General features: G+C 68.1%; 21 protein-coding genes and 3 tRNA genes. 9 read left to right on the forward strand and 15 right to left on the reverse strand.

All coding sequences use genetic code 11. The annotated features are described in order from the left end of the window. Positions 1–37: 37 nt before the first annotated feature. Positions 38–2,410: a TonB-dependent receptor gene (locus ACFSCV_RS02990; protein ID WP_378796879.1), complete on the reverse strand. Its 2,373-nt coding sequence runs from the start codon at positions 2,408–2,410 to the stop codon at positions 38–40. 443 nt (positions 2,411–2,853) lie between these two features. Further along, positions 2,854–2,930, reverse strand: a tRNA-Pro gene (locus ACFSCV_RS02995). Positions 2,931–3,157: 227 nt separating this feature from the next. Between ACFSCV_RS02995 and ACFSCV_RS03000 the strand changes: the two genes are divergently transcribed. Both ACFSCV_RS03000 and ACFSCV_RS03005 read left to right on the forward strand, forming a co-directional pair. Continuing rightward, the gene (locus ACFSCV_RS03000; RefSeq protein ID WP_378796881.1) at positions 3,158–3,442 is read left to right on the forward strand and encodes a hypothetical protein; all 285 of its coding nucleotides are present in this window, start codon (positions 3,158–3,160) and stop codon (positions 3,440–3,442) included. Positions 3,443–3,486: 44 nt separating this feature from the next. Next, a complete protein-coding gene (locus tag ACFSCV_RS03005; protein ID WP_378796883.1) occupies positions 3,487–3,678 on the forward strand; it encodes a CsbD family protein in 192 nt (63 codons plus the stop codon). A 78-nt stretch (positions 3,679–3,756) separates the two neighbouring features. On the opposite strand, the gene ACFSCV_RS03010 is transcribed toward ACFSCV_RS03005, so the two are convergent. Then, complete coding sequence (locus ACFSCV_RS03010; RefSeq protein ID WP_378796885.1) at positions 3,757–7,236, reverse strand: ATP-binding protein; 3,480 nt, start codon at positions 7,234–7,236, stop codon at positions 3,757–3,759. 399 nt (positions 7,237–7,635) lie between these two features. Here ACFSCV_RS03010 and ACFSCV_RS03015 point away from each other — a divergent pair, with 399 nt between their 5' ends. Then, positions 7,636–7,821, forward strand: a complete 186-nt coding sequence (locus tag ACFSCV_RS03015) for a hypothetical protein (protein ID WP_378796887.1) — start codon at positions 7,636–7,638, stop codon at positions 7,819–7,821. Between the two features lie 91 nt (positions 7,822–7,912). After that, on the forward strand, positions 7,913–8,398 hold the full coding sequence (locus tag ACFSCV_RS03020; protein WP_378796889.1) for a VOC family protein: 486 nt from the start codon (positions 7,913–7,915) through the stop codon (positions 8,396–8,398). Positions 8,399–8,406: 8 nt separating this feature from the next. On the opposite strand, the gene ACFSCV_RS03025 is transcribed toward ACFSCV_RS03020, so the two are convergent. After that, on the reverse strand, positions 8,407–9,351 hold the full coding sequence (locus tag ACFSCV_RS03025; RefSeq protein ID WP_378796891.1) for a YihY/virulence factor BrkB family protein: 945 nt from the start codon (positions 9,349–9,351) through the stop codon (positions 8,407–8,409). Between the two features lie 383 nt (positions 9,352–9,734). Further along, on the reverse strand, positions 9,735–10,466 hold the full coding sequence (locus ACFSCV_RS03030) for a MipA/OmpV family protein (RefSeq protein WP_378796893.1): 732 nt from the start codon (positions 10,464–10,466) through the stop codon (positions 9,735–9,737). Between the two features lie 246 nt (positions 10,467–10,712). Here ACFSCV_RS03030 and ACFSCV_RS03035 point away from each other — a divergent pair, with 246 nt between their 5' ends. Next, entirely contained in the window at positions 10,713–11,564 is an 852-nt protein-coding gene (locus ACFSCV_RS03035; protein WP_378796895.1) for a LytTR family DNA-binding domain-containing protein, read from the forward strand. Positions 11,565–11,655: 91 nt separating this feature from the next. Here ACFSCV_RS03035 and ACFSCV_RS03040 read toward each other — a convergent pair. From ACFSCV_RS03040 to ACFSCV_RS03055, 4 genes are all read right to left on the reverse strand, one after another. Further along, positions 11,656–11,731, reverse strand: a tRNA-Val gene (locus tag ACFSCV_RS03040). 118 nt (positions 11,732–11,849) lie between these two features. Continuing rightward, entirely contained in the window at positions 11,850–12,125 is a 276-nt protein-coding gene (locus ACFSCV_RS03045; RefSeq protein ID WP_271201684.1) for an HU family DNA-binding protein, read from the reverse strand. 236 nt (positions 12,126–12,361) lie between these two features. Next, the gene (gene lon, locus ACFSCV_RS03050) at positions 12,362–14,788 is read right to left on the reverse strand and encodes an endopeptidase La (protein ID WP_378796897.1); all 2,427 of its coding nucleotides are present in this window, start codon (positions 14,786–14,788) and stop codon (positions 12,362–12,364) included. Between the two features lie 246 nt (positions 14,789–15,034). Further along, entirely contained in the window at positions 15,035–15,433 is a 399-nt protein-coding gene (locus tag ACFSCV_RS03055; protein ID WP_378796899.1) for a RidA family protein, read from the reverse strand. A 163-nt stretch (positions 15,434–15,596) separates the two neighbouring features. On the opposite strand from ACFSCV_RS03055, the gene ACFSCV_RS03060 reads away from it, so the two are divergent. Continuing rightward, complete coding sequence (locus tag ACFSCV_RS03060) at positions 15,597–16,193, forward strand: TetR/AcrR family transcriptional regulator (protein ID WP_378796901.1); 597 nt, start codon at positions 15,597–15,599, stop codon at positions 16,191–16,193. 100 nt (positions 16,194–16,293) lie between these two features. On the opposite strand, the gene clpX is transcribed toward ACFSCV_RS03060, so the two are convergent. The 5 genes from clpX to ACFSCV_RS03085 form a co-directional block, all read right to left on the reverse strand. Beyond that, a complete protein-coding gene (gene clpX, locus ACFSCV_RS03065) occupies positions 16,294–17,562 on the reverse strand; it encodes an ATP-dependent Clp protease ATP-binding subunit ClpX (protein ID WP_378796903.1) in 1,269 nt (422 codons plus the stop codon). 210 nt (positions 17,563–17,772) lie between these two features. Continuing rightward, positions 17,773–18,408 (reverse strand): ATP-dependent Clp protease proteolytic subunit, encoded by a 636-nt coding sequence (locus ACFSCV_RS03070; RefSeq protein ID WP_378796905.1) that lies wholly within the window; start codon positions 18,406–18,408, stop codon positions 17,773–17,775. A gap of 98 nt (positions 18,409–18,506) precedes the next feature. Further along, positions 18,507–19,964 (reverse strand): trigger factor, encoded by a 1,458-nt coding sequence (gene tig, locus ACFSCV_RS03075; RefSeq protein WP_378796907.1) that lies wholly within the window; start codon positions 19,962–19,964, stop codon positions 18,507–18,509. 113 nt (positions 19,965–20,077) lie between these two features. After that, positions 20,078–20,162 (reverse strand) — tRNA-Leu (locus ACFSCV_RS03080). A gap of 117 nt (positions 20,163–20,279) precedes the next feature. Continuing rightward, positions 20,280–21,752 carry an NAD(P)H-hydrate dehydratase gene (locus ACFSCV_RS03085; RefSeq protein WP_378796909.1) on the reverse strand — a complete coding sequence of 491 codons (1,473 nt, stop codon included), beginning with the start codon at positions 21,750–21,752 and terminating at the stop codon, positions 20,280–20,282. Positions 21,753–22,064: 312 nt separating this feature from the next. Between ACFSCV_RS03085 and ACFSCV_RS03090 the strand changes: the two genes are divergently transcribed. The 3 genes from ACFSCV_RS03090 (at position 22,065) to moxG (ending at position 24,762) form a co-directional block, all read left to right on the forward strand. After that, on the forward strand, positions 22,065–22,403 hold the full coding sequence (locus ACFSCV_RS03090) for a P-II family nitrogen regulator (RefSeq protein ID WP_271201691.1): 339 nt from the start codon (positions 22,065–22,067) through the stop codon (positions 22,401–22,403). A 71-nt stretch (positions 22,404–22,474) separates the two neighbouring features. Next, positions 22,475–23,884, forward strand: coding sequence for a type I glutamate--ammonia ligase (gene glnA / locus ACFSCV_RS03095; RefSeq protein ID WP_378796911.1), 1,410 nt, complete (start codon positions 22,475–22,477; stop codon positions 23,882–23,884). Positions 23,885–24,189: 305 nt separating this feature from the next. After that, the gene (gene moxG / locus ACFSCV_RS03100; protein WP_378797462.1) at positions 24,190–24,762 is read left to right on the forward strand and encodes a cytochrome c(L), periplasmic; all 573 of its coding nucleotides are present in this window, start codon (positions 24,190–24,192) and stop codon (positions 24,760–24,762) included. Between the two features lie 34 nt (positions 24,763–24,796). Here the strand turns inward: moxG and ACFSCV_RS03105 are convergent, their stop codons facing one another. Further along, positions 24,797–25,210 carry a hypothetical protein gene (locus ACFSCV_RS03105; protein WP_378796913.1) on the reverse strand — a complete coding sequence of 138 codons (414 nt, stop codon included), beginning with the start codon at positions 25,208–25,210 and terminating at the stop codon, positions 24,797–24,799. Positions 25,211–25,219 lie beyond the last annotated feature (9 nt).

Below are 25,219 nucleotides of genomic sequence, written 5' to 3' on the forward strand. Positions count from 1 at the left end.
ACCAGGCCCGCGCCTCGTCGCCTGAGTTCGGACGGCGTCAGAACTTGAAGCTCGAGCTTACGCGGAACACCCGCGGGGCGCCGAGCGTCGCGCGCGACCCGTTCCAGTTGGTGGTGACGGCGTATTTCTCGCCGAACACGTTGTCCACGTTGAAGCGGACGTCGATGTTCTCGGTGGCCTTGTAGCCCAGCATGGCGTTGGCGAGGAAGTAGCTCGGCAGCTTGCCGTAACGCCCGTTCGGGATGATGCGCAGCGCGTCGTCCGGCCGTCCGAGATAGGACGAGCCCGAATACTGCACGCCGGCGCCGACCGTGAACTTCTGCGTCACGTCGTAGGTGCTCCAGAGCGTCGCCGAGAAGTTGGGCGTGAAGGCCAGCCGGTCGCCGTCGGTGCGGGTGTAGTCGCCGTAGTCGCCCGTATTCGCGTTATTGCGCACGCGGTCGAGATAGGCGCTGTGCTTGCGCTCGCTGCGCAGCAACGTGGCGCCGCCGAACACGCTCCAGGCCTCGGTGATCTTGCCCGCCACGCCGATCTCGACGCCCTGCACGATCTGCTTGCCATAACCTTTCAGCTCGACCGGACCACCGACGACGTCAGCGCCCGTAATCGGCGCGTTATGCTTCTCGGTGTGGAACGCCGCCGCGGTGGTCGAGAGCGCGCCGCCGAAGAAGTCCCACTTTGCGCCGATCTCGTAGTTGTAGCCGCGCACGGTCTTGGCGCCGGGCACGAAGCCGGGGAAGCCGTTGGCGCCGGTGCGGGAGATGTCCGGGTTCGACAGGAACGAGCCGGGCGGCAGCGCCGTCGTGCCGAACGAGGCGTAGAGGCTGCCCTCCCGCACCGGCTTGTAGACCAAACCGATCTTGCCGTTGAGCGTGGTCTTGGTCTCGTCGTAGTTGAACCCGGCCGCGGGGTTGATCAGGTTGATGTCGTCCAGGTCGAGCTTGTAGCGTTCGACGCGCACGCCGCCCGTGATCTGCCACTGCTCGTTCAAGTCGACGGTGTCGTAGAGATAGGCCGCGACCGTGGTGATCTTCACGTCGCTCGCGGCGTTCGGGCTGAACCTTAGGCTATCTTCGCTGTCGTCGAACGGGTCGCGATCCGGGTTCGGGTTGCCGACCGGGATAGCCCGGCCGTCGATGCTGGCGAAACGGTCCGCCTTCGAGGTCTCGCGTGTGACTTCCACGCCCGTGGACACGGTGTGGCGGAACGCGCCGGTGTCGAACTTCGCCTGCAGGTTGGTCTGGTTCGACAGCGACTCGTTCACACGGTCGTAGAACTGCGTCTGCGTCGTGACATGCTGGTCGTCGGGCCGATAGCCGAGCGCGTGCGTGTAGCGGGACCTGCGGTCCACCCGCGCCCAGCGCGTCTGGTTGCTGACGGTGATTCCGTCGGTCAGGTCATGTTCGAAACGCGCGATCGCGCTGTCGGCCTGGGAGTCGTCGAAATCCGAAGACAGCCCATAGAACCTGTCGCGCCGGGCGCGGGCGTTCGACTGGTGGGTGTCGAGCCCCTTGATGGTGGCGCCCGGCACGCCCCAGTCCGGGATGTCGTTCCGCTGCTGGTGCTCGTAGGACAGGGTCGCTCGGGTCGCGGTGCCGAGGCCGAAGCTGATCGAGGGCGCGATGCCGAAGGCGCGGCTCTCGGCCACATCCCGGCCCATCACGCCGCCATGCTCGCCCATGGCGTTCAGCCGGATGGCGACGGTCTCGGAGATCGCGCGGTTGACGTCGATGGTCGCGCGTTTCAGCGGATCGGTGCCGTACTGATCGAAGCTCAGGCTGGCGTCGCCGCGCGCGAAGGTGTCGAGCGTCGGCGCCTTGGTCACGATGTTGACGTAGCCGCCGAGGCCGCCGCGGCCGTTGTCGGCGGCGGGACCCTTGATGACCTCGACGCGGTCGACGTTGAAGGTGTCGCGGGCGTAGCTGCCGGAATCGCGCGCGCCGTCCACATAGACGCTGCCGCTCGTGTCGAAACCACGGAGCGTGAAGTTATTGGTGGAGGTGCCGAAGCCGTTCTCGCCGGCGTCGAAGCTGATGCCCGGCGTGTTGCGCAGCACTTCGGTCAGCGTGCGCGAGCCGCGCTCTTCGATGACCTGCCGCGGCACGACCGTGACCGTCTGCGGCGTGTCGAGAAGCGGAGCCGTGGCCTTGGCCGACGACAGCGTCTCGGTCTTGTAACCCTCGCCGGCGCCGCCCTGCCCGATCACCGAAATCTCGTCGAGCGCGGTGTGGGCGCCGTCTGCGGCCGGCGGAGCGGCCTGCTGGCCGAAAGCCGGCGTCGCGAGGGCGGCCGACAGCGCGATCATCGGCAGAAGGCCGAGCGTGTTGCGCAGGGTTTCAGTCCCGCCCGAAGACGCCGGCGCAGAGTCGCCCGACGGCGCCCCGGAAGGGCCCGCAGCCAAAGTAGTCATAAGATAGTTCCCCCGTGCGCGCGGACGGAAATATTCCGTGGAGCCGCGCGACAAAACCCGCATCTGCAAGTGTTATATGCGGCGTCGCGGACCCATGGCGCAATAAGCCAGGGAGAGGAAAGTATTCACGACGACGAGACGCGCCAAAAATTCTTGTGAAAGCCCCCTAATTATAATTGTTAAAAACAAATACTCGAATACCGCCCACTGAGATGAACGCCTTCGCAGGCGTTCTGCACACGGTTGCGCTGGCGGCGCGTCACAGCCGATCAAAGAGGCGGAACGAACCGGGCGCGTTCGCGTCCCCTCGCCGGTCGTGCTGGACCGGACGGCGGAGCGTTCTTGTCTGGGAAAGAACAAAGCCGCGGGCGTCCCGCGACGTGAAACGTCGCCAGGCTCATGGCCGCGACGTTCTTTGTCGACCCCCAACCCATTGAAAAGGTTGGTCGGAGTGGCAGGATTCGAACCTGCGACCCCCTCGTCCCGAACGAGGTGCGCTACCAGGCTGCGCTACACTCCGTGGCCGACGGCGGCCCTTATACGAGGCCGCGTTTCGCTCCGCAAGCAGGCATGAGCCGCCTTTTCCCACATCCTTCGCGCGGAACGGCGCCGCCCCGCGGCGACAGGGGCTCGTCCCGAGGGAACCCAGGGCCGAACCCGGCGTTCATGGGGCACGCAGTGATGACGCCGGGGCTCGTCGCGCAGATTGCGGCGCGTTTCGGCGACGGACAGGAAGGAACTCGCTCGATGGCCGATTCGAAAGCAACCGAAGCCGCCGAAGCCACGGCCGACGTGGCGCGCAAGGCCGCCCGCGGCGCGCGAAGCGCAGGCGCGGAGACGGCGCGCGTCATTGAGGACGCCGCGGACGAGGGCGTTTCGGCGGTCCGCGACTCCGCCCGCTCCACCTCTTCGACACGGGCTCCCGCGCTTCGGCGATCGACGTCGCTGTCGGACGCGATCCGCGAGAACCCTCTCGCAGCCGCAGGGGCCGCGCTGTTCACCGGCCTCGTGCTCGGGCGCCTGCTGCGCTGACGGCGGGCGAGGCACTTCCCAACCAACGCAAATCGGGGATCGTCATGGTCAACACCAACACCATCAAGGGCGCGGTCAAGGAGACTGTCGGCAAGGGCAAGGCCGCGGTCGGCCGCGCGATCGGCGACGTCGGGCTGCAGGCCGAAGGGAAGGCCGAAGAGACCGAAGGCAAGCTGCAGAAGACGGCCGGAAAGGCCGTGGACGCAGCCAGCTCGGCGCTCCGGAAATCCCGCTGACGGCGAGCGGCCCACCCGCCCAACCGGATAAGCTCGCTCCGACTCGACCGGCGCGGACGGTCACGCTCCGGGCTTCCGTCAGAGCGTGACGACCCGGCGGCGTTCGGCGACCAGGCGCCGTACGGTCTCGACCAGCACCGACAGCGACGTCCGTGACTTCGTCAGCGCCGCTTCGACGCGGGCGGCGACGTCGCGATCGATGTCGTCGGCGGAAAAGATGATCGTCGGAATCGCGTGCGGCCGGCGCGTTTCCAGCGTCGCCAGAAGATCGAGCCCCGAACCGTCGTCGAGCGTCATGTCGACGATGGCGAGCTGGAACGCGCCTCGGGCCAGTTCCCGCTCCGCGTCGTCGAAGCTTCCGACCGACACCACGTCCGCTATCGAGCCGATGGCCGCAGCCACCACCTTGCGCAGGTCGGCGTCGTCCTCGACGTGAAGGACGCGCGGCCGGGGCTCGCGGACGCCGAGCCGGGCGCGCAGCACCGCCGCGAGCCGTCGCGCGTCGACGGGTTTTTCAAGCCAGGCGACGACGTCGAGCGCCGAGGCGCGCGCGTCGGCCCGTCCCCGGCCGGCCTGGGCGGAGACGACCACGATCGGGATGTCGCGGGTGCGCGGAGCCGCCTGCAGGTCGCGGATCAGGCTGATGCCGTCGCCGTCCGGCAGGTTGAGGTCCACAAGGATGGCGTCGATCTGCTCGGTCTCGGCCGCCTTCAGCGCGGCGCGCACGGTTCCCACGGCGAGGCTGTCGAAGCCGGCGTCGCGCAGCAGCTCGGACAGCAGCGCCGCGATGAACACGTCGTCCTCGCAGATCATCACCCGCGGCAGCGCCTCGCCCGAGGCGAACATCGGCGGGGCGACGTCGCGCCGACGGAACCGCGGCAGCCGGACGCGGAACTCGGTGCCGACGCCAAGCTCCGTGCCGTAGGACACGGCGCCGGCGTGACGCTCGACGATCTCCTTGACGATCGCGAGGCCAAGCCCGGTGCCGCCCTTGCGGCGGCTGTCGGAGCCGTCCGCCTGGGCGAACTTGCTGAACAGGCGCGGCCGGAAGGCTTCGGGTATGCCCGCGCCGCGGTCGCGGACGGCGATCGTGGCCACATCCTCCTCGGCGCTCACCGCCACCTCCACCGTCCCGCCGCGCGGCGAGAACTTGATCGCGTTCGAGACGAGGTTGGTCACCACTTGGTTCAGGCGGTCGGCGTCGCCGCGCACGACGAGATCGGTTTCGTCATGCGCGACGTCGATGACCACTTCGAACTCGTCGGCATAGGCGCGCAGGCCCCGGACCGCCTGCTCCACGATCTCGATCAGGTCGATCTCCATCAGATCGAACGCCATGCGGCCGGCCTCGATCTTCTCGATGTCGAGAATGTCGTTGATCAGCCGGACCAGCCGCAGGCTGTTGGAATGCGCGATCGCGATCAGGTGGCTCGCCTTGTCGCCCAGCGGTCCCGCCACCCCGCCCGCGAGCAGGCCGAGCGAGCCGGCGATCGACGTGAGCGGCGTGCGCAGCTCATGGCTGACGGTGGACACGAACTCGTTCTTCAGGCGATCGACGCGCTTCCGGTCGGAGATGTCGTGGGCGGAGATGAAGATGCGCTCGATCCGGCCGTCGGCGCCTCGAAGCGGCACCTGAACCATCTCATAAGTTTGCGGGACGCCGTTGACGGTCGGCTCGCGCTCGATGCGGGACACCTGCCCGAGCTCCAGCGTCCGCGCGAGGTCGCGCTCAATCAGGTCGCCGCGCGGGCCGGGAAACACTTCCGTCGGCGTGCGGCCGACGACGTCGTCGGGCGTGAGCCCCGTCGCGCGGTGGGCGGCGGCGTTCCAGGTCTCGACCCGGAACGCCCCGTCGGGGTCGACCCGGAGCACCGCCTTGCAGTCGGGCGAGTGATCGAACAGGCCGCGGAACAGCGCCTCCGCGCCGGCGAGACGGCGCTCTCGGTCCTCCACCGCCGCCGCCATCACGCCGAGCGCGCGGCTGAGCGCGCCCACCTCGCCGCGCGCGCTGACCTGCGGCCGCGCGCCGAGATCTCCGTCCTGAAGCTTGCGGGCGTAGGCCGTCAGCCTCCGCAGCGGCCGCAGCGCCAGCGCCTCGCCTCCAAGGGTGCCGAGCCCCACCGAAGCGACCAGAACGAGCCCGATCAGCGCGAGCCGCTGGTTCATGCGCTTGTCGACCGGCGCGACGACATTGCGTTTCGGCAGGCCGACGATCAGGGCGCCCTGGTCGGCGAGAACGCGCCGGGACGCGAACACCGTCGAGCGCGCGTCGATCTCGACGGCCTCGAACGTGGAGCCGGGATCCGACAACGCCCTCGCCACGAAGGGCTCGTCGACGGCGCTCGCGCCCGCCGCATGTCCCTGCGGATGGCGTGCGATGATCATGCCGCGGCGGTCGACCAGCGTCAGCGTCGCGCGCGGATCGAACTCCGCCGCGAGGTTGCGCAACGGGTCGCCGAACGAGGCGAGATCGAGCACCGCCGCGAGCAGGACGGGTTCGCGCGCTTCGACCAGGAGCGGCGTGACCACCGCGATGCGCGGCATATTCTTCAGACGAGACACGAACAGACCGCTGACCGTGAACGCCTGCGACGACAGGGCGTCGCGGACATAGTCCCGGTCGGCGATGTTCAGGCCCGCGACGCCCCTAACGTTCGAACAGGTGACGATCCCTCTCCTGTTCACGACATAGAGAGCGCTCAGGCTGGTGTTGAGGGTCGAGAACGAGGCAAGACGATCGAGGCACGACGGGCCAGCGCGCAGCACGTCGGGCGAGCGGGCGAGGAATAGCAGCAGCCGGCGGGCGTCCTCGACCACAGCATCGAGCCGTTCGGCACCGAGTCTGGCCGCGCTTTCCAGCCGCTCCTCCGCGCCCCGCAGCGCGATCTCGCGCTCCGAACCGGCGAAATGGACGGTGAGCGCGGCGAGCGGCGCGATCGCCACCATGCCGAGATGAGCGATCTGCCAGCGCAGGCTGGTGGCCGCGCGGTCGGCGCCGCTCGCGAGGAACAGCAGCGAGAACGCCGCTGCGCTGTCGACGGAGAAGGTCTCGAAACCCCGAACCACCCTGATCGTCGAGGGCTCCGCCATGTAGAGCAGCAGCGTGAACAGGGCCGTGGCGAGACCGACGAGCCGCAGCACCTGCCGCGCGTCGACGGCGGCCGCCCTGACCGAGCCTGTGAGGGCGAGGACGCCCGCGAGACAGAACAGCGCGACGGCGGTCGCGATCGGCGGGGTCTGGGAGCGATCGCCGATGGCCGCGTCGAGGCGCAGGATGGGATCGAGGAGCGTGAAGAGCGCGATCGCCGCCACCACGCCGGCCAGTGCGACGCCCGATCCGCGCAGCAGACGCGAGCCCGAGCGGAAGGCGAACCACGCGACGCAGGCCGCGAGCGTCGCCACCGCGACTTCGGCCTTCATCGGCGGGAAGTCAGCCAGCAGGAACGGTTGCGCAAGCGCGCGCGACGCCAGCGCCACGAGCGCCGCGACGGCGGCCAGGACGACGGCGGTCGCCCCGAGGCGGTAGCGCAGCTGCGAAGGGAACCGGCCCAAGCTCATCGGCGCGCTGCCTCGGTTTCGCTGCCGCAGCTTAAGCTGACGCGCGGCCGCGCGCGACCGTCGCTTTGGAATGAACGGCCGATGAACGCGCCGTCCGGATTGCGTTCAGGGGCGGCGTCCTAATGTCCTCATGCTTCGCATTTGGATCCCCCGCCGAAAGGCGTCGGAACGGATTCCCGCCCCTCTCCCTCCGAACGTGCGAAGCAAGCCCGGCCGTCAGGGGAGCGGCCGGGCTTTTTTCGTCCGCCGCCGCGTCCTGACCCCGGCGAGACCGCTTCCAACCTCCGCGCGTCTCCGTATAATCGTTCGAACAATACGTGCGCCCATTCAGAAGGCGCGGTGGAGAACGCCTTGATGCTTCAGTATGAGACTCTCATAACAAAAGACTCCGTCGAAGGATTGAACAGCAAGCTCAACGACGTCGCGGAGCGCGGGGGGCGCGTCGTCAACGTCCTCTGGGTGCCGGAGCGCGAGAACCCGGCCGATCCGTCAAAGCCCTTCTGGTCAAAATATGTGGTCGTCGCCGAGTTCGGCGCGGTCGCGGCTGCGGCCCCCATCCCCAAGGCGCGCGCGCGCAAGGCCTGACCGACGCGCCGGGAGGGGATGTCGGGATCGGGCGTGTCCGATCGTCCTTGGTTCAAAGCGGCCGACAGGCCGGACCCAGGGAGCGAACGCCATGCATGTTCCGACGCAGAAGATCATCCCGAACCTCTGGTTCGACTGGAACGCGGAGAAGGCGGTCGCCTTCTACGTGTCGCTGTTCGACGACGGCCGCGTCACCAGCGTCGCGCGCTATGGAGCGGACGGCCCCGGCCGCGCCGGCGAGGTGATGGCGATCGGGTTCGAGATCGCCGGCCAGAGCTTCACGGCGATCAACGGCGGCCCGCATTTCAGATTCACCGGCGCGATCTCGCTGTTCATCGGCTGCTCGAGCCAGACCGAGCTGGACGCGCTCTGGGACAAGCTCTCGGACGGCGGAACGCCGCAGTCCTGCGGCTGGATCACGGATCGCTTCGGCGTGACGTGGCAGGTCAATGCGGCGGAGATCGGGGCCTGGGTCGCCGATCCCGACGCAGAACGGTCCGCCCGCGTGATGCAGGCGATGCTGCCGATGACGAAAATAGACATCGCCGCGCTGCGCCAGGCCTATGACGGCGGCTGAGACAGCGCTTAAGGCGCGACCTGATCGGCCATGGCCGCGCCGCGCAGTCCGAGCGGCCGGGGCGCGCCAACGGTGGAGTCGATCCTGGTCTGGTGCTCCATCTCCGCGTTCAGCTCGCCGCCGAGCAGGACGACGGCGGCCGACATCCAAATCCAGGTCATGAAGCCGATCGCGGCGCCCAGCGAGCCATAGGTCTCGTTGTAGGTCGCGAGGTTCTCCGCGTACCAGGAGAACGCGAGCGAGCCGCCGACCCAGAGCGCCCCCGCGAGCACGGAGCCCGGCGCCGCCCATCGCCATTTCGGCGGCCGGCGGCTCGGACCGAAACGGTAGAGCAGCGTCAGCGCCGCAAGCACTCCTACGAACAGCACCGGCCAGCGTCCGAATTGCAGCAGCGCTTCCGCGCGCCCGCCGAGCCCGACGAACTCGAGCGCGATCGGCAGCACCACCACCGCGTTGAACGCGATCAGCACGAACAGGATGCCGCCGAAGGTGAAGGCGAGCGAGGTGAGGTTGAGGACGACGAAGGACCGCCTCTCCTTCTCCTCGTAGACGACGTTGAGGGCGTCGAACATCGCCTTCATGCCGGCGTTGGCGCTCCACAGCGCCGCCCCGAGACCGAAGGCGAAGGCGAAGCCAAGCGCCCCGTCGCTCTTCGTCACGATGCGCGCGACCTGATCGCGCACGATGTCGAGACCCGCGCGCGGCACGACGCCCTGGAGCGTCGCGAGATGGGCGTCGAGCGTGGAAAGGTCGGCCGTGAGGCCGTAGAGCGAAACGAGGGCGACCAGCGCGGGGAAGATCGCGAGCAGCGCGTAGAACGTGACGCCGGCGGCGACCGCCAGCAGGCGATCCTCCGCGATCTGGCCGTAGAGACGCAGCGCGATGTCGCGCCAGCCGCGGACTGGAAAATCCTGGGGGGCGCGGGCGTCGCGTCCGCGCGCGGAGGCGGACACGTTTCGGAAAGGCTCCGCCGCGTTCCCGCCCTGACGCGGGGCTGCGCCAAGCGCCAGGGCCGCGACCGCCATCGCCGCCGCGACGACGATAAGGGGATCGATGGGCGGACCTCGTCTCGTCTTCTCTCCGGATCGTCCCCGCATGCCGCCCTCCCCGCGCTTCCCCTGTCGAAACGCCGGACGCGCCGGAGCGTTTCCGCGGCGCGCGGCCGCGGCGTCGTCACGTAAGCCTGCCGACGACCGCCGTTTCGATCGGCGGCCGTCGGAGCCCGGATTCGGCGCGCGCCGATGGGGGACGCATATGGCGACGCGCGACGGCCCGATCGCTTCGCCCGCCAGGCCGGTCGGGCATGCCCGACCCGTCCGCACGGGCTTGATGCGGCTCAGTAGCGGTAGGACAGCGCGAGGCCGAACATGCCCGTGGTCTCCGACCCGTCCCTGACCACCGGGCTGTCCGCGGCGTCGCCGACGTAACGCGTTACGCCCGCCCGGGCGAGCGCGCCCCACCGCTCGTTGAACTGGTAGCCGACGGTCAGCCCCCCGCTCACGTCCTTGAAGCCGGCGTCCGGGCGGTAGGCGCGAAGCCCGGAGGCGACCGATCCGGGCCGGGTCACGCCGAAATAGGCGCGGTTGAAATCCTCGCTGGCGTAGGTCGTCTCCACGTCGACATTGGCGTAGAGCGGCCCCCATCTCAGCGCGGCGTAGGACACGCCCGCCGTAATGGTGAAACCGTCATGGGCGTTCGAGACGTCCTGCAGGAACGACGCCTCCACGCCGATCTCGCCCTGACCGTCCGCGCGGCCGCCGAAGCGGTAGCCGATGAACCCGCCGGCCTCGATGGCCGCGTCGACCTCGTCGAGACGCCTGACCGGGCCGCTCACGTCGTCGTCGCGCTTGCCGCGGTAGCCAACGATCGGACCGATGTCCCAGGGGCTGTCGGCCAGCACGTCGATCCGGGCTTGCGGGCCACGGACCTGCAGCTCGACGCCGCGCCATTTCACGTTGGCGATCGCGAACGGAACGACGTCGTAGGAATCGGCGCCCTCGTATTCGGGCGCGAAGCCGACGCCGGCCGCGACGAACGCCGAGAACACCCGCTCGTCGGGGGTGGACACGGGCGGGGCAGCGGCCTCGTCGGAAAGATCGGCGCCATGGGCCGACGTCGCCTCGATAACGGCCAGAATCGCCGCTATGCCCAATCTCGTCCGGATTTGCTTCATGTCCACGTCTCTCCCGCTGCCGAACGGACCGGCGCGATGAGACAGCCATGGCCGGCGCGCGGGGACACTGCGAGCGCGCCTTCGCCATTGCGCCAAATGCTTCGTGACGTGCTCTGAATTTTGAGGGGAAGCAGGTCCGCGATGCGTGATTTCGCGAATTTTCAGGCCGAGCCCTGGCTACGCCAGCGCGTCGGCGAACTGGGCGTGGCCTTGGGCCTTGGGCTCGTCTTCGCCTATATCGGCCCTTTCACCACCGACGAGCCGGACTTCCTGTCGAAGCTCGGCTACTGGACCGGCCTGCTGGCGTGCTGGTTCATCGTGGCGGCGCTGGTCGAGCAGGCGCTCCGAAACATCGACGCTTATCGGAGCGCCGGGGTCTGGATTCGGCGAATCTGTCTCGTCGCCGTCGCGTCTGCGCCGATGTTGGCGGTGGTGGCGCCTGCGACCACCGCGTTGGTCGGATGGGAGGCGAGCGTCCCGGAGCTGATCGAAATGTACGGGCAGATCGCGCTGATATGCCTCGGCGTTGTCATTCTGTCGGACGGGATTCTCGGAGCGCCGCGCACGGCTGTCGCCGGATATGACGGGGGCGCAGGCGGGACGATGCGCGCCCTGCCTCCGCCGGCCGTCGCGGGCGGCGACGCGACCGTCGCGGCGCCGCCGGCGGCGAGCACTCTGCTGGCCCGGCTGCCGCCGGACCTCCGCGGCCCGATCGTCTGCCTCGAAATGGAGGACCATTATGTGCGCGTGCACACAAGCCGGGGCTCCAGCCTCGTCCTGATGCGGCTTGGCGACGCCATGAGGGAGCTCGGCCCGACGCCCGGCGCGCAGGCCCATCGCTCGTGGTGGGTCGCGGCGGCCGCCATCGAGAGCTTTGAACGTTCGGGCCGCGCCGGGCGGCTCACGCTTTCCAACGGACTGACCGCGCCGGTGTCGCAGCGCCATCTGCGGGCGATCGCCGAACTGGCGCAGGACCGCGCGTCGCCATCCTGAGGCGAGCGCGCGAGCGCCCGCCGATCCTGGCCGCCTGGAAGCTTTTCGGAAGTCGGGACGCCCCTGTCATGAGGGGCGTCAGTCCGGAGCGTGGTGGGCGGTGACGGGCTCGAACCGCCGACCCTCTCGGTGTAAACGAGATGCTCTACCAGCTGAGCTAACCGCCCGGCTCCAGAACGACGAACGCCGCTCCCTTGTCTTCGGAAGCGGCCGTTCGCGCAAGTCGTAAACGTCTGACGTCCCCGGCGACCGCGCATCCTGAGGAGCGCGGCGCCGTCGGGCGCATCACGCGTTGACGGCGTCCTTCAGGGCCTGACCGGCCTTGAACTTCGGCGTCTTGGACTCGGGGATCTTGATCGTTTCGCCGGTGCGCAGGTTGCGGCCGACGCCGGCGGCGCGCTTCACGACGGCGAACGTGCCGAAACCGACGAGGCGAACCTCATCGCCCTTCTTCAGAGCGGCGATCACGGCGTCGAAGGTCGCGTCGACCGCCTTGGCCGCGTCGAGCTTCGTCAGGCCGGAAGTCTCGGCGACCTCAGCGATCAGATCGGACTTGTTCATCGTTCCCTCCATGTGACGACAGGAATCGCGCAACGGCGCATCCCCTTGAACGAGCCCGGCACACTTTCGCGAAATCTGCCGGAGCGCAAGGACAGACGGGCGGTTTTCCGTCAGTTTCGATACGTTTCCGGGGGGTAGAAGGCTGATTTCAGCGCCTGACCGCGTGCATTTCGCGATCTATGCCCGCTATGGACGAACCGGCCGTCCCCATGCGGGACGGCCGGTCATGCGTCCGTTCAGTGCGCCCGGAGCCCGGGCGCTTCCTCTTCGATCGCAGGAGCGGGCGGCGGAGCCCGCTCCTCATCCCACTCGATCGGCTCCGGCTTGCGGAGCAGCGCGTGGGAGAGGACCTGGTCGACCACCCGCACCGGGATGATCTCCAGCCTGGTCTTCACGCTGTCCGGAATGTCCGCGAGGTCCTTCGCGTTCTCTTCCGGGATCAGCACCGTCTTGATGCCGCCGCGGACCGCGGCGAGCAGCTTCTCCTTCAGGCCGCCGATCGGCAGCACCCGGCCGCGCAGCGTGATCTCGCCGGTCATCGCGATGTCCTTGCGGACCGGGATGCCCGTCATGATCGACACGATCGCGGTCGCCATGGCGACGCCCGCGGACGGGCCGTCCTTTGGGGTCGCCCCCTCCGGCACGTGCACGTGGATGTCGCGGCGGTCGAACAGCGGCGGCTCGACGCCGAAGTCGATGGCGCGGCTCCGGACATAGGACGCGGCGGCGGAGATCGACTCCTTCATCACGTCCTTCAGGTTGCCCGTCACCGTCATGCGGCCCTTGCCGGGCATCATGACGCCTTCGATCGTCAGCAGTTCGCCGCCGACCTCGGTCCAGGCGAGCCCCGTGACCACGCCGACCTGGTCCTCGGCCTCCGCCTCGCCGTAGCGATAGCGGATGACGCCGAGGTAATCGGCGAGATTGGCGGCCGTCACCTTGACCGACTTCTTGCGCTTCTGAAGCACCAGCTCCTTCACCGCCTTGCGGGCGACGTTGGCGAGCTCGCGCTCCAGATTGCGCACGCCCGCCTCACGGGTATAGCGCCGGATGACCTCGAGCAGAGCGGCCGGCTCGATCGTGAACTCCTTCTCGGCGAGGCCGTGCTTGGTCAGGATCTCCGGCAGCAGATGCCGCCGCGCGATCTCGACCTTCTCCTCCTCGGTGTAGCCGGCGATGCGGATCACCTCCATCCGGTCCATCAGGGCCGGCGGGATGTTCAGCGTGTTCGCCGTCGTCACGAACATCACGTTCGACAGGTCGTAATCGACCTCAAGGTAATGGTCGTTGAAGGAGTTGTTCTGCTCGGGATCGAGCACCTCCAGCAGGGCTGACGCCGGGTCGCCCCGGAAGTCCATGCCCATCTTGTCGATTTCGTCGAGCAGGAACAGCGGGTTGGCCTTCTTCGCCTTCTTCATCGACTGGATGACCTTGCCGGGCATCGAGCCGATGTAGGTGCGGCGATGACCGCGGATCTCGGCCTCGTCGCGCACGCCGCCGAGCGACATGCGCACGTACTCACGGCCGGTCGCCTTGGCGATCGACTTGGCGAGCGAGGTCTTGCCGACGCCGGGCGGCCCGACGAGGCACAGGATCGGGCCCGTCAGCTTGTTGGCGCGCGACTGCACCGCGAGATATTCGACAATGCGCTCCTTGACCTTCTCGAGCCCGAAGTGCTCGGATTCGAGCAGCGCCTCGGCCTGCGCGAGGTCCTTCTTGACCTTGGACTTGACGCCCCACGGGATCGACAGCAGCCAGTCCAGATAGTTGCGCACGACGGTCGCTTCCGCGGACATCGGGCTCATCTGGCGCAGCTTCTTGAACTCGGCCTCCGCCTTGTCGCGGGCCTCCTTCGAGAGCTTGGTCTTGGCGATGCGCTCCTCGAGCTCGGCCAGATCGTCCCGGCCGTCGTCGTCGCCGAGCTCCTTCTGGATCGCCTTCATCTGCTCGTTCAGGTAGTACTCGCGCTGCGTCTTCTCCATCTGGCGCTTGACGCGCGTGCGGATGCGCTTCTCGACCTGAAGGACCGAGACCTCGCTCTCCATCAGCGACAGCACCTTCTCAAGACGCTGGAACACGTCCGTCAGCTCTAGCACCGCCTGCTTCTCGCCGATCTTGACGGCGAGGTGCGAAGCGACGGTGTCGGCGAGCTTGGAGGCGTCCTCGATCTGGCTGACGGCGCTCACCACCTCGGGCGAGACCTTCTTGTTCAGCTTCACGTAGTTCTCGAAGTCCGAGACGACCGAGCGCGCGAGCGCCTCGACGTCGACGGGCTTCTCGATCACGTCGTCGACCGCCTCGATCTTGGCCTCGAAGAACTCGGTGCGGTCGGTGTAGCCGAGCACGCGGGCGCGCGACTGCCCCTCGACAAGCACCTTCACGGTGCCGTCCGGCAGCTTCAGCAGCTGAAGCACCGAGGCGAGCGTGCCGACCTCGAAGATCCCGTCGGCGCCCGGATCGTCGTCGGTGGCGTTCCGCTGGGTCGCGAGCAGGATCGGCCGGTCAGCCTTCATCACCTCCTCGAGCGCGCGGATCGACTTCTCGCGGCCGACGAAGAGCGGCACGATCATGTGCGGGAAGACCACGATGTCCCGGAGCGGCAGCACCGGGTGGACGTCGACTTCGCCAGGAGCGTCGGTCGCGCGCGATTTGGCAGCGGTCATGGTCTGAATTCCTTGTCACAGGCCGCAGCCCGTACGGGCGGCGGCCACGATTCGGCGCGGTCGTTCTTGCGAGCCTAAGGCCTCGCAGGGCGGCCGCCCAAGGGAGCGGCGCGCGAAGCTTTGGGGAAACGCGCGCCTTTGTTGAGGATTAGGTGGCCATGCGGCCAGAGGGTGTCAATGGCGACAATGATGCGGCGCAGCGGCCGCCTACGGGCAAAACCAGCGCCGGCGTCGAGGTTGGCGAGATCAGGTCGCCGCGGGAACGCGCGCGATCACCTTGATCTCGAAGTCGAAGCCGGACAGCGAGGTGACGCCCACCACGGTCCAGTTCGCGTAAGGCGGCCCGCCGAACGCCTTCAGCCGGGCGGCGGCGACAGCCTCGATCTGGGACGCCTGGTCGGTGTGGAAGGTGGTGACGTCGACCACGTCGGCGAAGGTGGCTCCGGCGGCTTTGAGCACCGACTCGAGATGGTCGAAGGCGAGTTGCACCTGCTTCGGAAAATCCGGCTCGGGCGTGCCGTCCTCGCGCACGCCGACCTGTCCGGACACGAACAGCAGATCGCCCGAGCGGATGGCGGGCGAGTAGCGATGAGCCTCGTAGAGCGGCTGCGGATCGGAGGGGAACACCGCGTCGCGGATGGTCATGATCTGAAACTCCTGATGGGAAGCCGGCGCGAGGGGATCGGACGGCGGTCGGCGACGCCTTGACCGCGCGCCATACATACGGACCGTATGTCGAACACATCTGGTCATACGGCGCGTATGTCAATATGCGTACGCGACGTATGTGAACGACGGAGCGCAGGAGATGGCCGCAGGACGACGGGCCCAGGCCGCGGAGGAGACACGGGCCAAGCTGGTGCGCGCGGCGCGCAAAGCCTTCGCGGCGAAGGGTTACGCCGAAGCGTCCATGGACGAACTGACAGCCGAGGCGGGCCTGACCCGCGGCGCGCTCTACCACAGCTTCGGCGGCAAGCCCGGCCTGCTGCAGGCGGTGATCGATCAGATCGACGCCGAGATGCTGGCGCGTCTGCGTATCGTGCGCGAGACAGCGGGCTCGGGCTGGCCCGGCCTGCTCGCCGAGAGCGTCGCCTATATCGAGATGGCGCTTGAGCCGGAAATCCAGCGCATCATGCTGCTGGACGGTCCGGCCGTGCTTGGCGACCCGTCGCGCTGGCCGAACCAGACCGCCTGCCTGCGCGCGACGGCGCGGACGATCGAGACGCTGATCGCCGACGGCGTGATCGCCCCGGTCGACCCGGAAGCCGCCGCCCGCCTGCTCAACGGCGCCGCCCTCAACGCCTCGCTGTGGGTCGCGGCCGCTGACGATCCGCCTGCGGTGCTCGTCAAGGCGACCGACGCGTTCCGGCTTCTCGCGACCGGCCTGCTGAAACCGAAGAGTTGAGCCGCGCCGGCTGCCGGTTGGTGCGCCATCGCGACGCCGAAACGAAAAACGCCCGCGACCTGGGTCGCGGGCGTTCGAAGCGTTTCGGCGGGCCGTCCCGTCAGGCGCTGGCGGGGGCCGCCTCGCCGGCGCGGTCGGCGTAGATGTAGAGCGGGCGGCCCTTTCCGTCGGCCACGTCGCCCGAGATCACCACCTGCTCCACGCCTTCGAGGCCCGGCAGGTCGAACATGGTGTCGAGCAGGATCTGCTCCATGATCGAGCGCAGGCCGCGGGCGCCGGTCTTGCGCTCGATGGCCTTCTTGGCGATCGCCGACAGCGCGTCCTCGTTGAAGGCGAGCTCGACGTTCTCCATCTCGAACAGCCGCTGATACTGCTTCACCAGCGCGTTCTTCGGCTCGGTCAGGATCGTCTTCAGCGCCGCCTCGTCGAGATCCTCGAGCGTCGCCAGCACCGGCAGACGGCCGACGAACTCCGGGATCAGGCCGAAACGCAGCAGGTCCTCGGGCTCGACATGACGGAAGATCTCGCCCGTCTTGCGGTCGTCCGGCGCCTTCACCTTGGCGCCGAAGCCGATCGAGGTGCCCTGCCCCTTCGACGAGATGATCTTGTCGAGGCCAGCGAAGGCGCCGCCGCAGATGAACAGGATGTTGGTCGTGTCGACCTGCAGGAACTCCTGCTGCGGATGCTTGCGCCCGCCCTGCGGCGGGACCGAGGCCACCGTGCCTTCCATGATCTTCAGCAGCGCCTGCTGCACGCCCTCGCCCGAGACGTCGCGGGTGATCGACGGATTGTCGGACTTGCGGCTGATCTTGTCGATCTCGTCGATGTAGACGATGCCGCGCTGGGCGCGCTCGACATTGTAGTCCGCGGCCTGCAGCAGCTTCAGGATGATGTTCTCGACGTCCTCGCCGACATAGCCGGCCTCGGTCAGGGTCGTCGCGTCCGCCATCGTGAACGGCACGTCGAGGATGCGGGCGAGCGTCTGCGCGAGCAGCGTCTTGCCGCAGCCGGTCGGGCCGATCAGCAGGATGTTGGACTTCGCCAGCTCGACGTCGTTGTGCTTCGTCGCGTGGTTCAGCCGCTTGTAATGATTGTGGACGGCGACCGAGAGAACCTTCTTCGCATGGTCCTGGCCGATGACGTAGTCGTCGAGAACCTTGCGGATTTCCTTCGGAGTGGGGATGCCGTCGCGCGACTTCACCAGCGAGGACTTGTTCTCCTCGCGGATGATGTCCATGCACAGCTCGACGCACTCGTCACAGATGAAGACGGTGGGTCCGGCGATGAGCTTGCGGACTTCGTGCTGGCTCTTTCCGCAGAACGAGCAGTACAGGGTGTTCTTGGCGTCTCCGCCGCCGACCTTGCTCATCATATCACCCCTTTCGGGTCGAAGCCGGCGTCCCGGAATCGCGCCGCTTCATCGAGATGTCATATGCCGACCGACCTTAATCAATCGGCGCCGTCACATGGTGACGGCTCCGCTGCGACGCAACGCCGCCCGCCATGATACGCCGAAGCGCGCTCTCGGCAACCGGACGCGCCGGTCCGGTTGCGATCATGACTGACGGTGTCCTTAAGGTCACGCGGACGGCGCGTCGCCCTCGACCTCGCGGCGCTCGACGACCTGATCGATCAGGCCGAAGTCGCGCGCCTGCTCCGCCGACATCATGGTGTCGCGGTCGAGCGTGCGCTCGATCTCCTCGTAGGTCCGGCCGGTGTGCTTCACATAGATGTCGTTCAGCCGGCGCTTGATCTTCACGATGTCCTCGGCGTGGCGCTCGATGTCGGACGCCTGGCCCTGGAAGCCGCCGGAGGGCTGGTGCACGAGGATGCGGGCGTTCGGCAGCGCGGCGCGCATGCCCTTCTCGCCGGCCATCAGGATGAACGAGCCCATCGAGGCCGCCTGGCCCATGCACAGCGTCGCCACCGCCGGCCGGATGTACTGCATGGTGTCGTAGATAGCGAAGCCGGAGGTCACCACGCCTCCCGGCGAGTTGATGTAGAGCGCGATCTCCTTCTTCGGGTTTTCCGCCTCGAGGAACAGCAGCTGGGCGCAGATCACGGCCGCCATGTCGTCGTTGAACGGGCCGGAAAGGAAGATGATTCGCTCCTTCAGCAGGCGCGAATAGATGTCGAACGACCGCTCGCCGCGGTTGGTCTGCTCGATCACCATCGGAATGAGGAAGTTGGTGGTCAGGTCCTGGAAATCGCGCATGGGCGGAGTCTCGTCCTCAAGAAGGCGCGCCGCGCCACCGGCTCTCGGCGACGCGGCGCGCTTGGTTCGCGGCAATGGACGCCCGTGAGGGCGAGACGTCAAGCCGAAGGATCGGCGTCCGTCGCGGCCTCGGGCTCGGCGGCGGCCTTCTTGGCCTTGGCCGCCTTCTTGGCGGGCTTGGCCTTCTCGGGCTTCGCGCCCTCCGCCGCCTCGGCGTCCGGATCGGCCAGCAGTTCGTCCTTCGAGACGGCGCGCTCGGTCACGGTCGCCTTCTCGAGGATCTGGTCGACGACCTTGTCCTCGAAGATCGGCGCGCGCAGCTCGGCCAGCGCCTCGGGGCTCTGGCGATAGTAGTCCCACACCTGCTTTTCCTGGCCGGGGAACTGGCGGGCGCGCTCGATCAGGGCGCGGGTCACCTCGTCGTCGGTGACCTTGACCTCGTGCTTGTCGCCGATCTCGGCGAGCACAAGCCCGAGGCGCACGCGGCGCTCGGCGATCTTGCGGTATTCGGCGCGAGCCTCGTCCTCGGTGGTCTCTTCGTCGGCGAAGGTGCGGCCGTTCGCGGCGAGGTCGGCCTGAACCTGACGCCACACGTTCTCGAACTCCTGCTCCACCAGCGTGGGCGGCAGGTCGAAGGCGTATTCGGCGTCGAGCGCGTCGAGAAGCTGGCGCTTCAGCTTCTGGCGGGCGATCTGGCCGTACTGCTCGCCGATCCGGTCGCGCACCGCCGCCTTCAGCGCGGCGAGGTCGTCCATACCGAGCGTCTTGGCGAGCTCGTCGTCGATCTTGACCTCGCCCTGCGCCTCGACCGACTTCACGGCCACGTCGAAGGTCGCGGCCTTGCCGGCGAGATGGGCCGCGCCATAGGCCTCGGGGAAGGTCACGGAGATGGTGCGGGCCTCGCCGGCCTTGGCGCCGATGAGCTGCTCTTCGAAGCCCGGAATGAAGCGGCCGGCGCCGATCTCGATCTCGGTGTTCTCGGCGGAGCCGCCCTCGAACGGCTCGCCGTCGATCTTGCCGACGAAGTCGACCGTGAGACGGTCGCCCTCGGCCGCCGCCTCGCCCTCGGCCTTGGCGGCGAACGGCGCGTTCTGCTTCGCGACGCGCTCGACCTGCTCGTCGACCTCGGCGTCGGTCACTTCGGTGGTGAGCTTCTCGAGCGTGATGCCCGAGACGTCCTTGAGCTCGACCTGGGGAAGCACCTCGAGCGCCACCGTGACGGACAGGTCGGCCGCGCCGGAGATCACGCCCTCGACCTCGTCCTGCGCCTCGGGAAGGCTGATCTTCGGCTGCATCGCGAGCTTGAGGCCGTTGTCGTCGACGATCTTCTTGTTCGCTTCGGCGACCGTCTGCTCGACCACTTCCGCCATGACCGAACGGCCATAGAGCTTCTTGAGGTGCGCGAGCGGCACCTTGCCCTTGCGGAAGCCGTTGATGTTGACGCGGTCCTTCAGCGTCGCGAGACGCTCGTTCAGGCGGGCGTCGAGGTCGGCGGCGGGCACCACCACCTTGAATTCGCGCTTGAGGCCCTCGTCGAGGGTTTGCGTCACCTGCATGAGCGTCGTCTCTTCGAATCTTCCGCCGCGGCGCTGCGCCCCCCCGCCTGCGGGGAAGCACGCGCCCGCGGCGCCTTGTTCCACGGGTTGGCGGCGGACGATCGGCCGGACCTTGGTGCGGGCGGAGGGGCTCGAACCCCCACGGCTTGCGCCACGGGAACCTAAATCCCGCGTGTCTACCAGTTCCACCACGCCCGCGCCGGGCGCAATCGCGCCTCGCGCATCCCTCAAAAGGGGGGCGCAAGGCGGACGCTCTATATCACGGCGACCGGAACGCGCACCAAAAAAACGACGCGCCCTTCGGCTCACGCCGCGTCAGGCGGACAGGCGGCGCAGCACGGCTGGCAGCGCGCCCGGCAGGTCGTCGGCGATCAGGCCGGGCCCGACCTCGCGGGCCGCCTCGCCGTGCAGCCAGACCGCCGCAGCGGCCGCCTCGAACGCGGGCATGCCCTGCGCGAGCAGGCCGGCGCAGAACCCCGCCAGCGTGTCGCCGGCGCCCGCGGTCGCAAGCCATGGCGGCGCGTTGTCGGCGATCGCGGCGCGGCCGTCCGGGCTCGCGACCACCGTATCCGGCCCCTTGAGCACGACGATCGCGCCGAGCCGGCGCGCGGCCTCGCGCGTCCGGTCGAGCTTGGAGCCGGAAGGTCCGTCCTGCCCGAACAGCCGGCCGAACTCGCCTTCGTGAGGCGTGACCACGACGGGCCGGGCGGGGCGCTCCGCGATGCGGTCGCGCAGCGCGTTTGGCCGATCAGCGAAGGCGGTGAAGACGTCGGCGTCCAGCACGCAGGCCCCGGCTCCGGCGAGCGCGGCGTCCGTCGCCGCCCTGACGCCGTCGCCCGCGCCGGGGCCCGCGATCGCGACGGCGAAGTGGCGCCCGGCCAGGATCGTGGGCAGGTCGTCCGGCGTCTCCGACGGCTTCAGCATGATCGCGGAGACATGGGCGGCGTGGACCCTCAGCGCCGCGGCGGGTCCCGCGAGCGTGACGGCCCCCGCCCCTCCCCGCGCCGCGCCGAGCGCCGCGAGTCGCGCCGCGCCGGTCGCGAACTCAGGGCCGCTCCAGACCAGCACATGGCCGCGATCGTACTTGTGCCCCTGCGGATCAGGCGCCGGGAACGCCGCGCGCCACAGTCCTGGCCGGTTCAGGAAAGTCCGGGCCCCGACGCTGGCGACGACGCTTTCCGGCATGCCGATGTCGGCGAGGACGACCTCGCCGCAAAGCGCACGGCCGGGATACAGCAGGTGGCCGGGCTTCAGCCGGACGAAGGTGACGGTCGACGCAGCCGGCAGCACGGCGCCCGCCGCCGCGCCGGTGTCGCCGTTCAGCCCGCTCGGCACGTCGACGGCGAGAACGGGGAGCCCGCTGTCCGCCACACGCCCGATCGCGTCCGCGGCGACGCCAGCGAGAGGACGGGCGAGACCGGCGCCGAACAGCGCGTCGACCACGAGGTCGAAGGCCGCCGGGTCCGCTTCCGCTAGGGGAACCGTCGGGCCCGACCAGCGCGCCGCCATGACGGCCGCGTCGCCGCGCAGCGTCTCGGTGGGCGCGAACGCCGCCACCGCGACCATCCGCCCGCTCTCCGCCAGCCGCCGCGCGGCCACGTAGCCGTCGCCGCCATTGTTGCCGGGACCTGCGAGCACGAGCACGCGGCGCGCCTGCGGCCAGCGCGCGAGCGCCGCCTCCGCGACCGCCCGCCCCGCAGCCTCCATCAGCACCTCACCCGGGACGCCCTCGCCAGGCGCGCGCCGGTCGGCCTCCGCCATTTCGCAACAGCTCAGGAGCTCGATCACGCCGCGCCTCGCCACATCGTGAAGCCACGACAGAGTTTGCAAACCTGCTGAGCGCGCCTGCCCAAACTTCGCGCTGACCGCGCACGAGCCGACCTGAGATTATGCCTATTTTCTAATCTTTTTGCATATTTCATGTGCACGTCTATCGCATCCAGCAGTCGCGCGGCGAAGTCGGGCGCGGTAGGCTGTTGAGCGTCAGCCGGTTTCCCAACGTCAGCGCGCTTGGCATGCTTGCTGCTTCGATGCGCCACGCCCGCGTCCGCGCCGACGTCATGCGTGCGCGAGACGGACGATACGGAGGAGCTCCCGAAAGTGAAGAAGATCGAAGCGATCATTAAGCCGTTCAAGCTCGACGAGGTGAAGGAGGCGCTCCAGGAGGTCGGCGTTCAGGGCATCACGGTGACCGAGGCGAAGGGGTTCGGCCGTCAGAAGGGCCACACCGAACTGTACCGGGGCGCCGAGTACGTCGTCGACTTTTTGCCGAAGGTGAAGATCGAGGTCGTAATCGGCGACGACGTGGTAGAACGCGCCGTCGAGGCCGTGCGCAAGGCGGCGGCGACGGGCCGCATCGGCGACGGGAAGATCTTCGTGTCCCCGGTCGAGGAAGCGATCCGTATCCGCACGGGCGAGAGCGGGCTCGACGCGATCTGACGGTTTCTCGCATGGCGCCCGCCTCGACGCGGGCGTCATAAAAAACCTGAACAGGGACAAGGACGGTCATTATGAAAACCGCCAAGGACGTTCTCGCCTTCATCAAGGAGAACGACGTCAAGTACGTCGATCTGCGCTTCACCGATCCGAACGGGAAATGGCAGCACGTCACCTTCGACATCACGATGGTGGACGAGGATTTCTTCGCCGAGGGCCAGATGTTCGACGGCTCGTCGATCGCGGGCTGGAAGGCGATCAACGAGTCCGACATGCTGCTGATGCCGGACGTGGCGACCGCATGCATCGACCCGTTCTTCGCCGCGACGACGCTGTCGGTCGTCTGCGACGTGCTCGAGCCGACGACCGGCGAGCCCTATGAGCGCGACCCGCGCGGCACGGTGAAGAAGGCGGAGGTATACCTCCAGTCGCTCGGCATCGGCGACACGGTCTATTTCGGCCCCGAGGCCGAGTTCTTCGTGTTCGACGACGTCAAGTTCGCGACGAGCCCGTACAACACCGGCTTCAAGCTCGACTCGGTCGAGCTGCCCACGAACTCCGACACCGACTACGAGACCGGCAACCTCGGCCACCGCGTGCGCACCAAGGGCGGCTACTTCCCCGTTCCGCCGGTGGACAGCGAGCAGGACATGCGCGGCGAGATGCTGGCCGCCATGGCGGCCATGGGTGCGGTCGTCGAGAAGCACCACCACGAGGTGGCCTCCGCCCAGCACGAGCTCGGCCTCAAGTTCGAGAAGATCGTCCGCATCGCCGACCACCTGCAGGTCTACAAGTACTGCATCCACCAGGTGGCGCATTCCTACGGCAAGACGGCGACCTTCATGCCGAAGCCGGTCTACGGCGACAACGGCTCGGGCATGCACGTCCACCAGTCGATCTGGAAGGACGGCAAGCCGCAGTTCGCGGGCGACAAGTACGCCGGCCTCAGCCAGGAATGCCTCTGGTACATCGGCGGCATCATCAAGCACGCCAAGGCGCTGAACGCCTTCACCAACCCGTCCACCAACAGCTACAAGCGGCTGGTGCCGGGCTTCGAGGCGCCGGTGCTGCTGGCCTACTCCGCCCGCAACCGCTCGGCCTCCTGCCGCATCCCGTGGACGAACTCGCCAAAAGCCAAGCGCGTCGAGGTGCGTTTCCCCGACCCGACCGCGAACCCCTACCTGGCCTTCGCCGCGCTGCTGATGGCCGGCCTCGACGGCATCGTGAACAAGATCGATCCGGGCCCGGCCATGGACAAGGATCTCTACGACCTGCCGCCGCGCGAGCTGAAGAAGATCCCGACAGTCTCGGGCTCGCTGCGGGAGGCGCTGCAGAACCTGGACAAGGACCGCGAATTCCTGAAGAAGGGCGGCGTTTTCACCGACGACCAGATCGACAGCTTCATCGAGCTGAAGATGAAGGAAGTTATCCGGTTCGAGCACACGCCGCATCCGGTCGAGTTCGACATGTACTATTCGGTCTGACGGGGATCCTCCCGCGGCGCGCCTCGACGAGGCGCGCCGGACCTGCCGGGGCGCCTCAGGGCGCCCCTTTTTTTGCGCTGAACCGGGAACTTTTTCTATTCTGAATTGGGTGTATTTCCCCAAAAATACAAAAACTTTATCCAATATAACACGTTCGTGACGGAGACGACGTTTGAATTGTTCCAGCATCCTTTATGTGACGACGCTCGTCCGGACCGACATTGTCGATCTCATGTCTTTTAATATGAGATTTATAATTACGTCCGCGCGGATCAGTCACAATAATTCGGAGCGGAAACATGTCCATGAGGGGAGCGACGGTTAAGGCGGCCGCTGCGGCGGCGCTGATCGCCGCGGGCGTCGTCGGCGCCAAGGCGTCCATAACCTTCAACAACGCCATCACCGGGGAGGTGCTGAACCTCGAGGATGCGGGTCCGGAGGGCAAGGACACCGAAGCGTTCAAGAAGTTCATCGAGACCGGCGAGAACATCTACAACGGCAACGCCGACTGCCTTGCGAAGGGCGAGCAGTCCTACCTCGCGATGTGCTCCGGCTGCCATGGCCAGAAGGCCGAAGGCAAGCTCGGGCCGGGCCTCAACGACAGCTACTGGACCTATCCGTCCGGCAAGACCGACAAGGGTTTCTTCGAGATCATCTTCGGCGGCGCCTCGGGCATGATGGGTCCGATGTACGGCGCGATGAACGTCGACGACATGCTGCTGACGATGGCGTGGGTCCGCCATCTCTACAAGGACAAGCCCGAGGACGCCGGCGAGTGGCTCACCGACGAGCTGAAGGCGAACTTCAAGCCCTACGACGGCAAGACGCCGACCCCGAAGCCCAGCGCGAACGCGCCGGAGTCCTGCAAGATCGATTGACGAAAACGCGTGACGCGGGCGGCCTCCGTCCGCGTCACGCGATCGAGGGCCGCAGCAGCTTCGCGGCGTAGAGGTTCGCTTCGGTCTCGGACAGCACCCAGCCGTCGATGACGACCGAGCGGCCCTCGGCGAAGTCGATCGCGCACTGGTCCTGCACCAAGCGGCGGCGGGTGGATTCGCAATCGGTCGTCGCCGCCTCCCCCGTCAGCGGCCGCAGCCGCAACGCGGCCGCGAAGGCGTCGAACCCGGCCGACGCGGCCTCGGCGACGACCAGTTCGCCGATCCGCCGCGTGGCGGGGTTGTCGGGCGTCATGTCGAGCAGCGAAAAGAAGTCGGGGTGGTGGCGCGGCACGAAGCGGCATGCGAACCGGCTGCCGCCATAGACCGCGCCGCCCGCGACGATCGTCGCGACCGATCCGAGCAGCACGCGACGTGTGATCTTTCCCATCGCCTCCTC

The sequence above is a fragment of the Methylopila henanensis genome (assembly GCF_042681025.1).
Lineage (GTDB): Bacteria > Pseudomonadota > Alphaproteobacteria > Rhizobiales > Methylopilaceae > Methylopila > Methylopila henanensis.

Coding starts and splice junctions, on each gene's coding strand:
- ACFSCV_RS03045 (WP_271201684.1), bottom strand. CDS start 12,125: ATGAACAAGTCCGATCTGATCGCTGAGGTCGCCGAGACTTCCGGCCTG.
- ACFSCV_RS03020 (WP_378796889.1), top strand. CDS start 7,913: ATGCATGTTCCGACGCAGAAGATCATCCCGAACCTCTGGTTCGACTGG.
- clpX (WP_378796903.1), bottom strand. CDS start 17,562: ATGAGCAAGGTCGGCGGCGGAGACGCCAAGAACACCCTGTACTGCTCG.
- glnA (WP_378796911.1), top strand. CDS start 22,475: ATGAAAACCGCCAAGGACGTTCTCGCCTTCATCAAGGAGAACGACGTC.
- ACFSCV_RS03000 (WP_378796881.1), top strand. CDS start 3,158: ATGGCCGATTCGAAAGCAACCGAAGCCGCCGAAGCCACGGCCGACGTG.
- ACFSCV_RS03055 (WP_378796899.1), bottom strand. CDS start 15,433: ATGACCATCCGCGACGCGGTGTTCCCCTCCGATCCGCAGCCGCTCTAC.
- tig (WP_378796907.1), bottom strand. CDS start 19,964: ATGCAGGTGACGCAAACCCTCGACGAGGGCCTCAAGCGCGAATTCAAG.
- moxG (WP_378797462.1), top strand. CDS start 24,190: ATGAGGGGAGCGACGGTTAAGGCGGCCGCTGCGGCGGCGCTGATCGCC.
- ACFSCV_RS03010 (WP_378796885.1), bottom strand. CDS start 7,236: ATGAGCTTGGGCCGGTTCCCTTCGCAGCTGCGCTACCGCCTCGGGGCG.
- ACFSCV_RS03070 (WP_378796905.1), bottom strand. CDS start 18,408: ATGCGCGATTTCCAGGACCTGACCACCAACTTCCTCATTCCGATGGTG.
- ACFSCV_RS03060 (WP_378796901.1), top strand. CDS start 15,597: ATGGCCGCAGGACGACGGGCCCAGGCCGCGGAGGAGACACGGGCCAAG.
- ACFSCV_RS03035 (WP_378796895.1), top strand. CDS start 10,713: ATGCGTGATTTCGCGAATTTTCAGGCCGAGCCCTGGCTACGCCAGCGC.
- lon (WP_378796897.1), bottom strand. CDS start 14,788: ATGACCGCTGCCAAATCGCGCGCGACCGACGCTCCTGGCGAAGTCGAC.
- ACFSCV_RS03005 (WP_378796883.1), top strand. CDS start 3,487: ATGGTCAACACCAACACCATCAAGGGCGCGGTCAAGGAGACTGTCGGC.
- ACFSCV_RS02990 (WP_378796879.1), bottom strand. CDS start 2,410: ATGACTACTTTGGCTGCGGGCCCTTCCGGGGCGCCGTCGGGCGACTCT.
- ACFSCV_RS03105 (WP_378796913.1), bottom strand. CDS start 25,210: ATGGGAAAGATCACACGTCGCGTGCTGCTCGGATCGGTCGCGACGATC.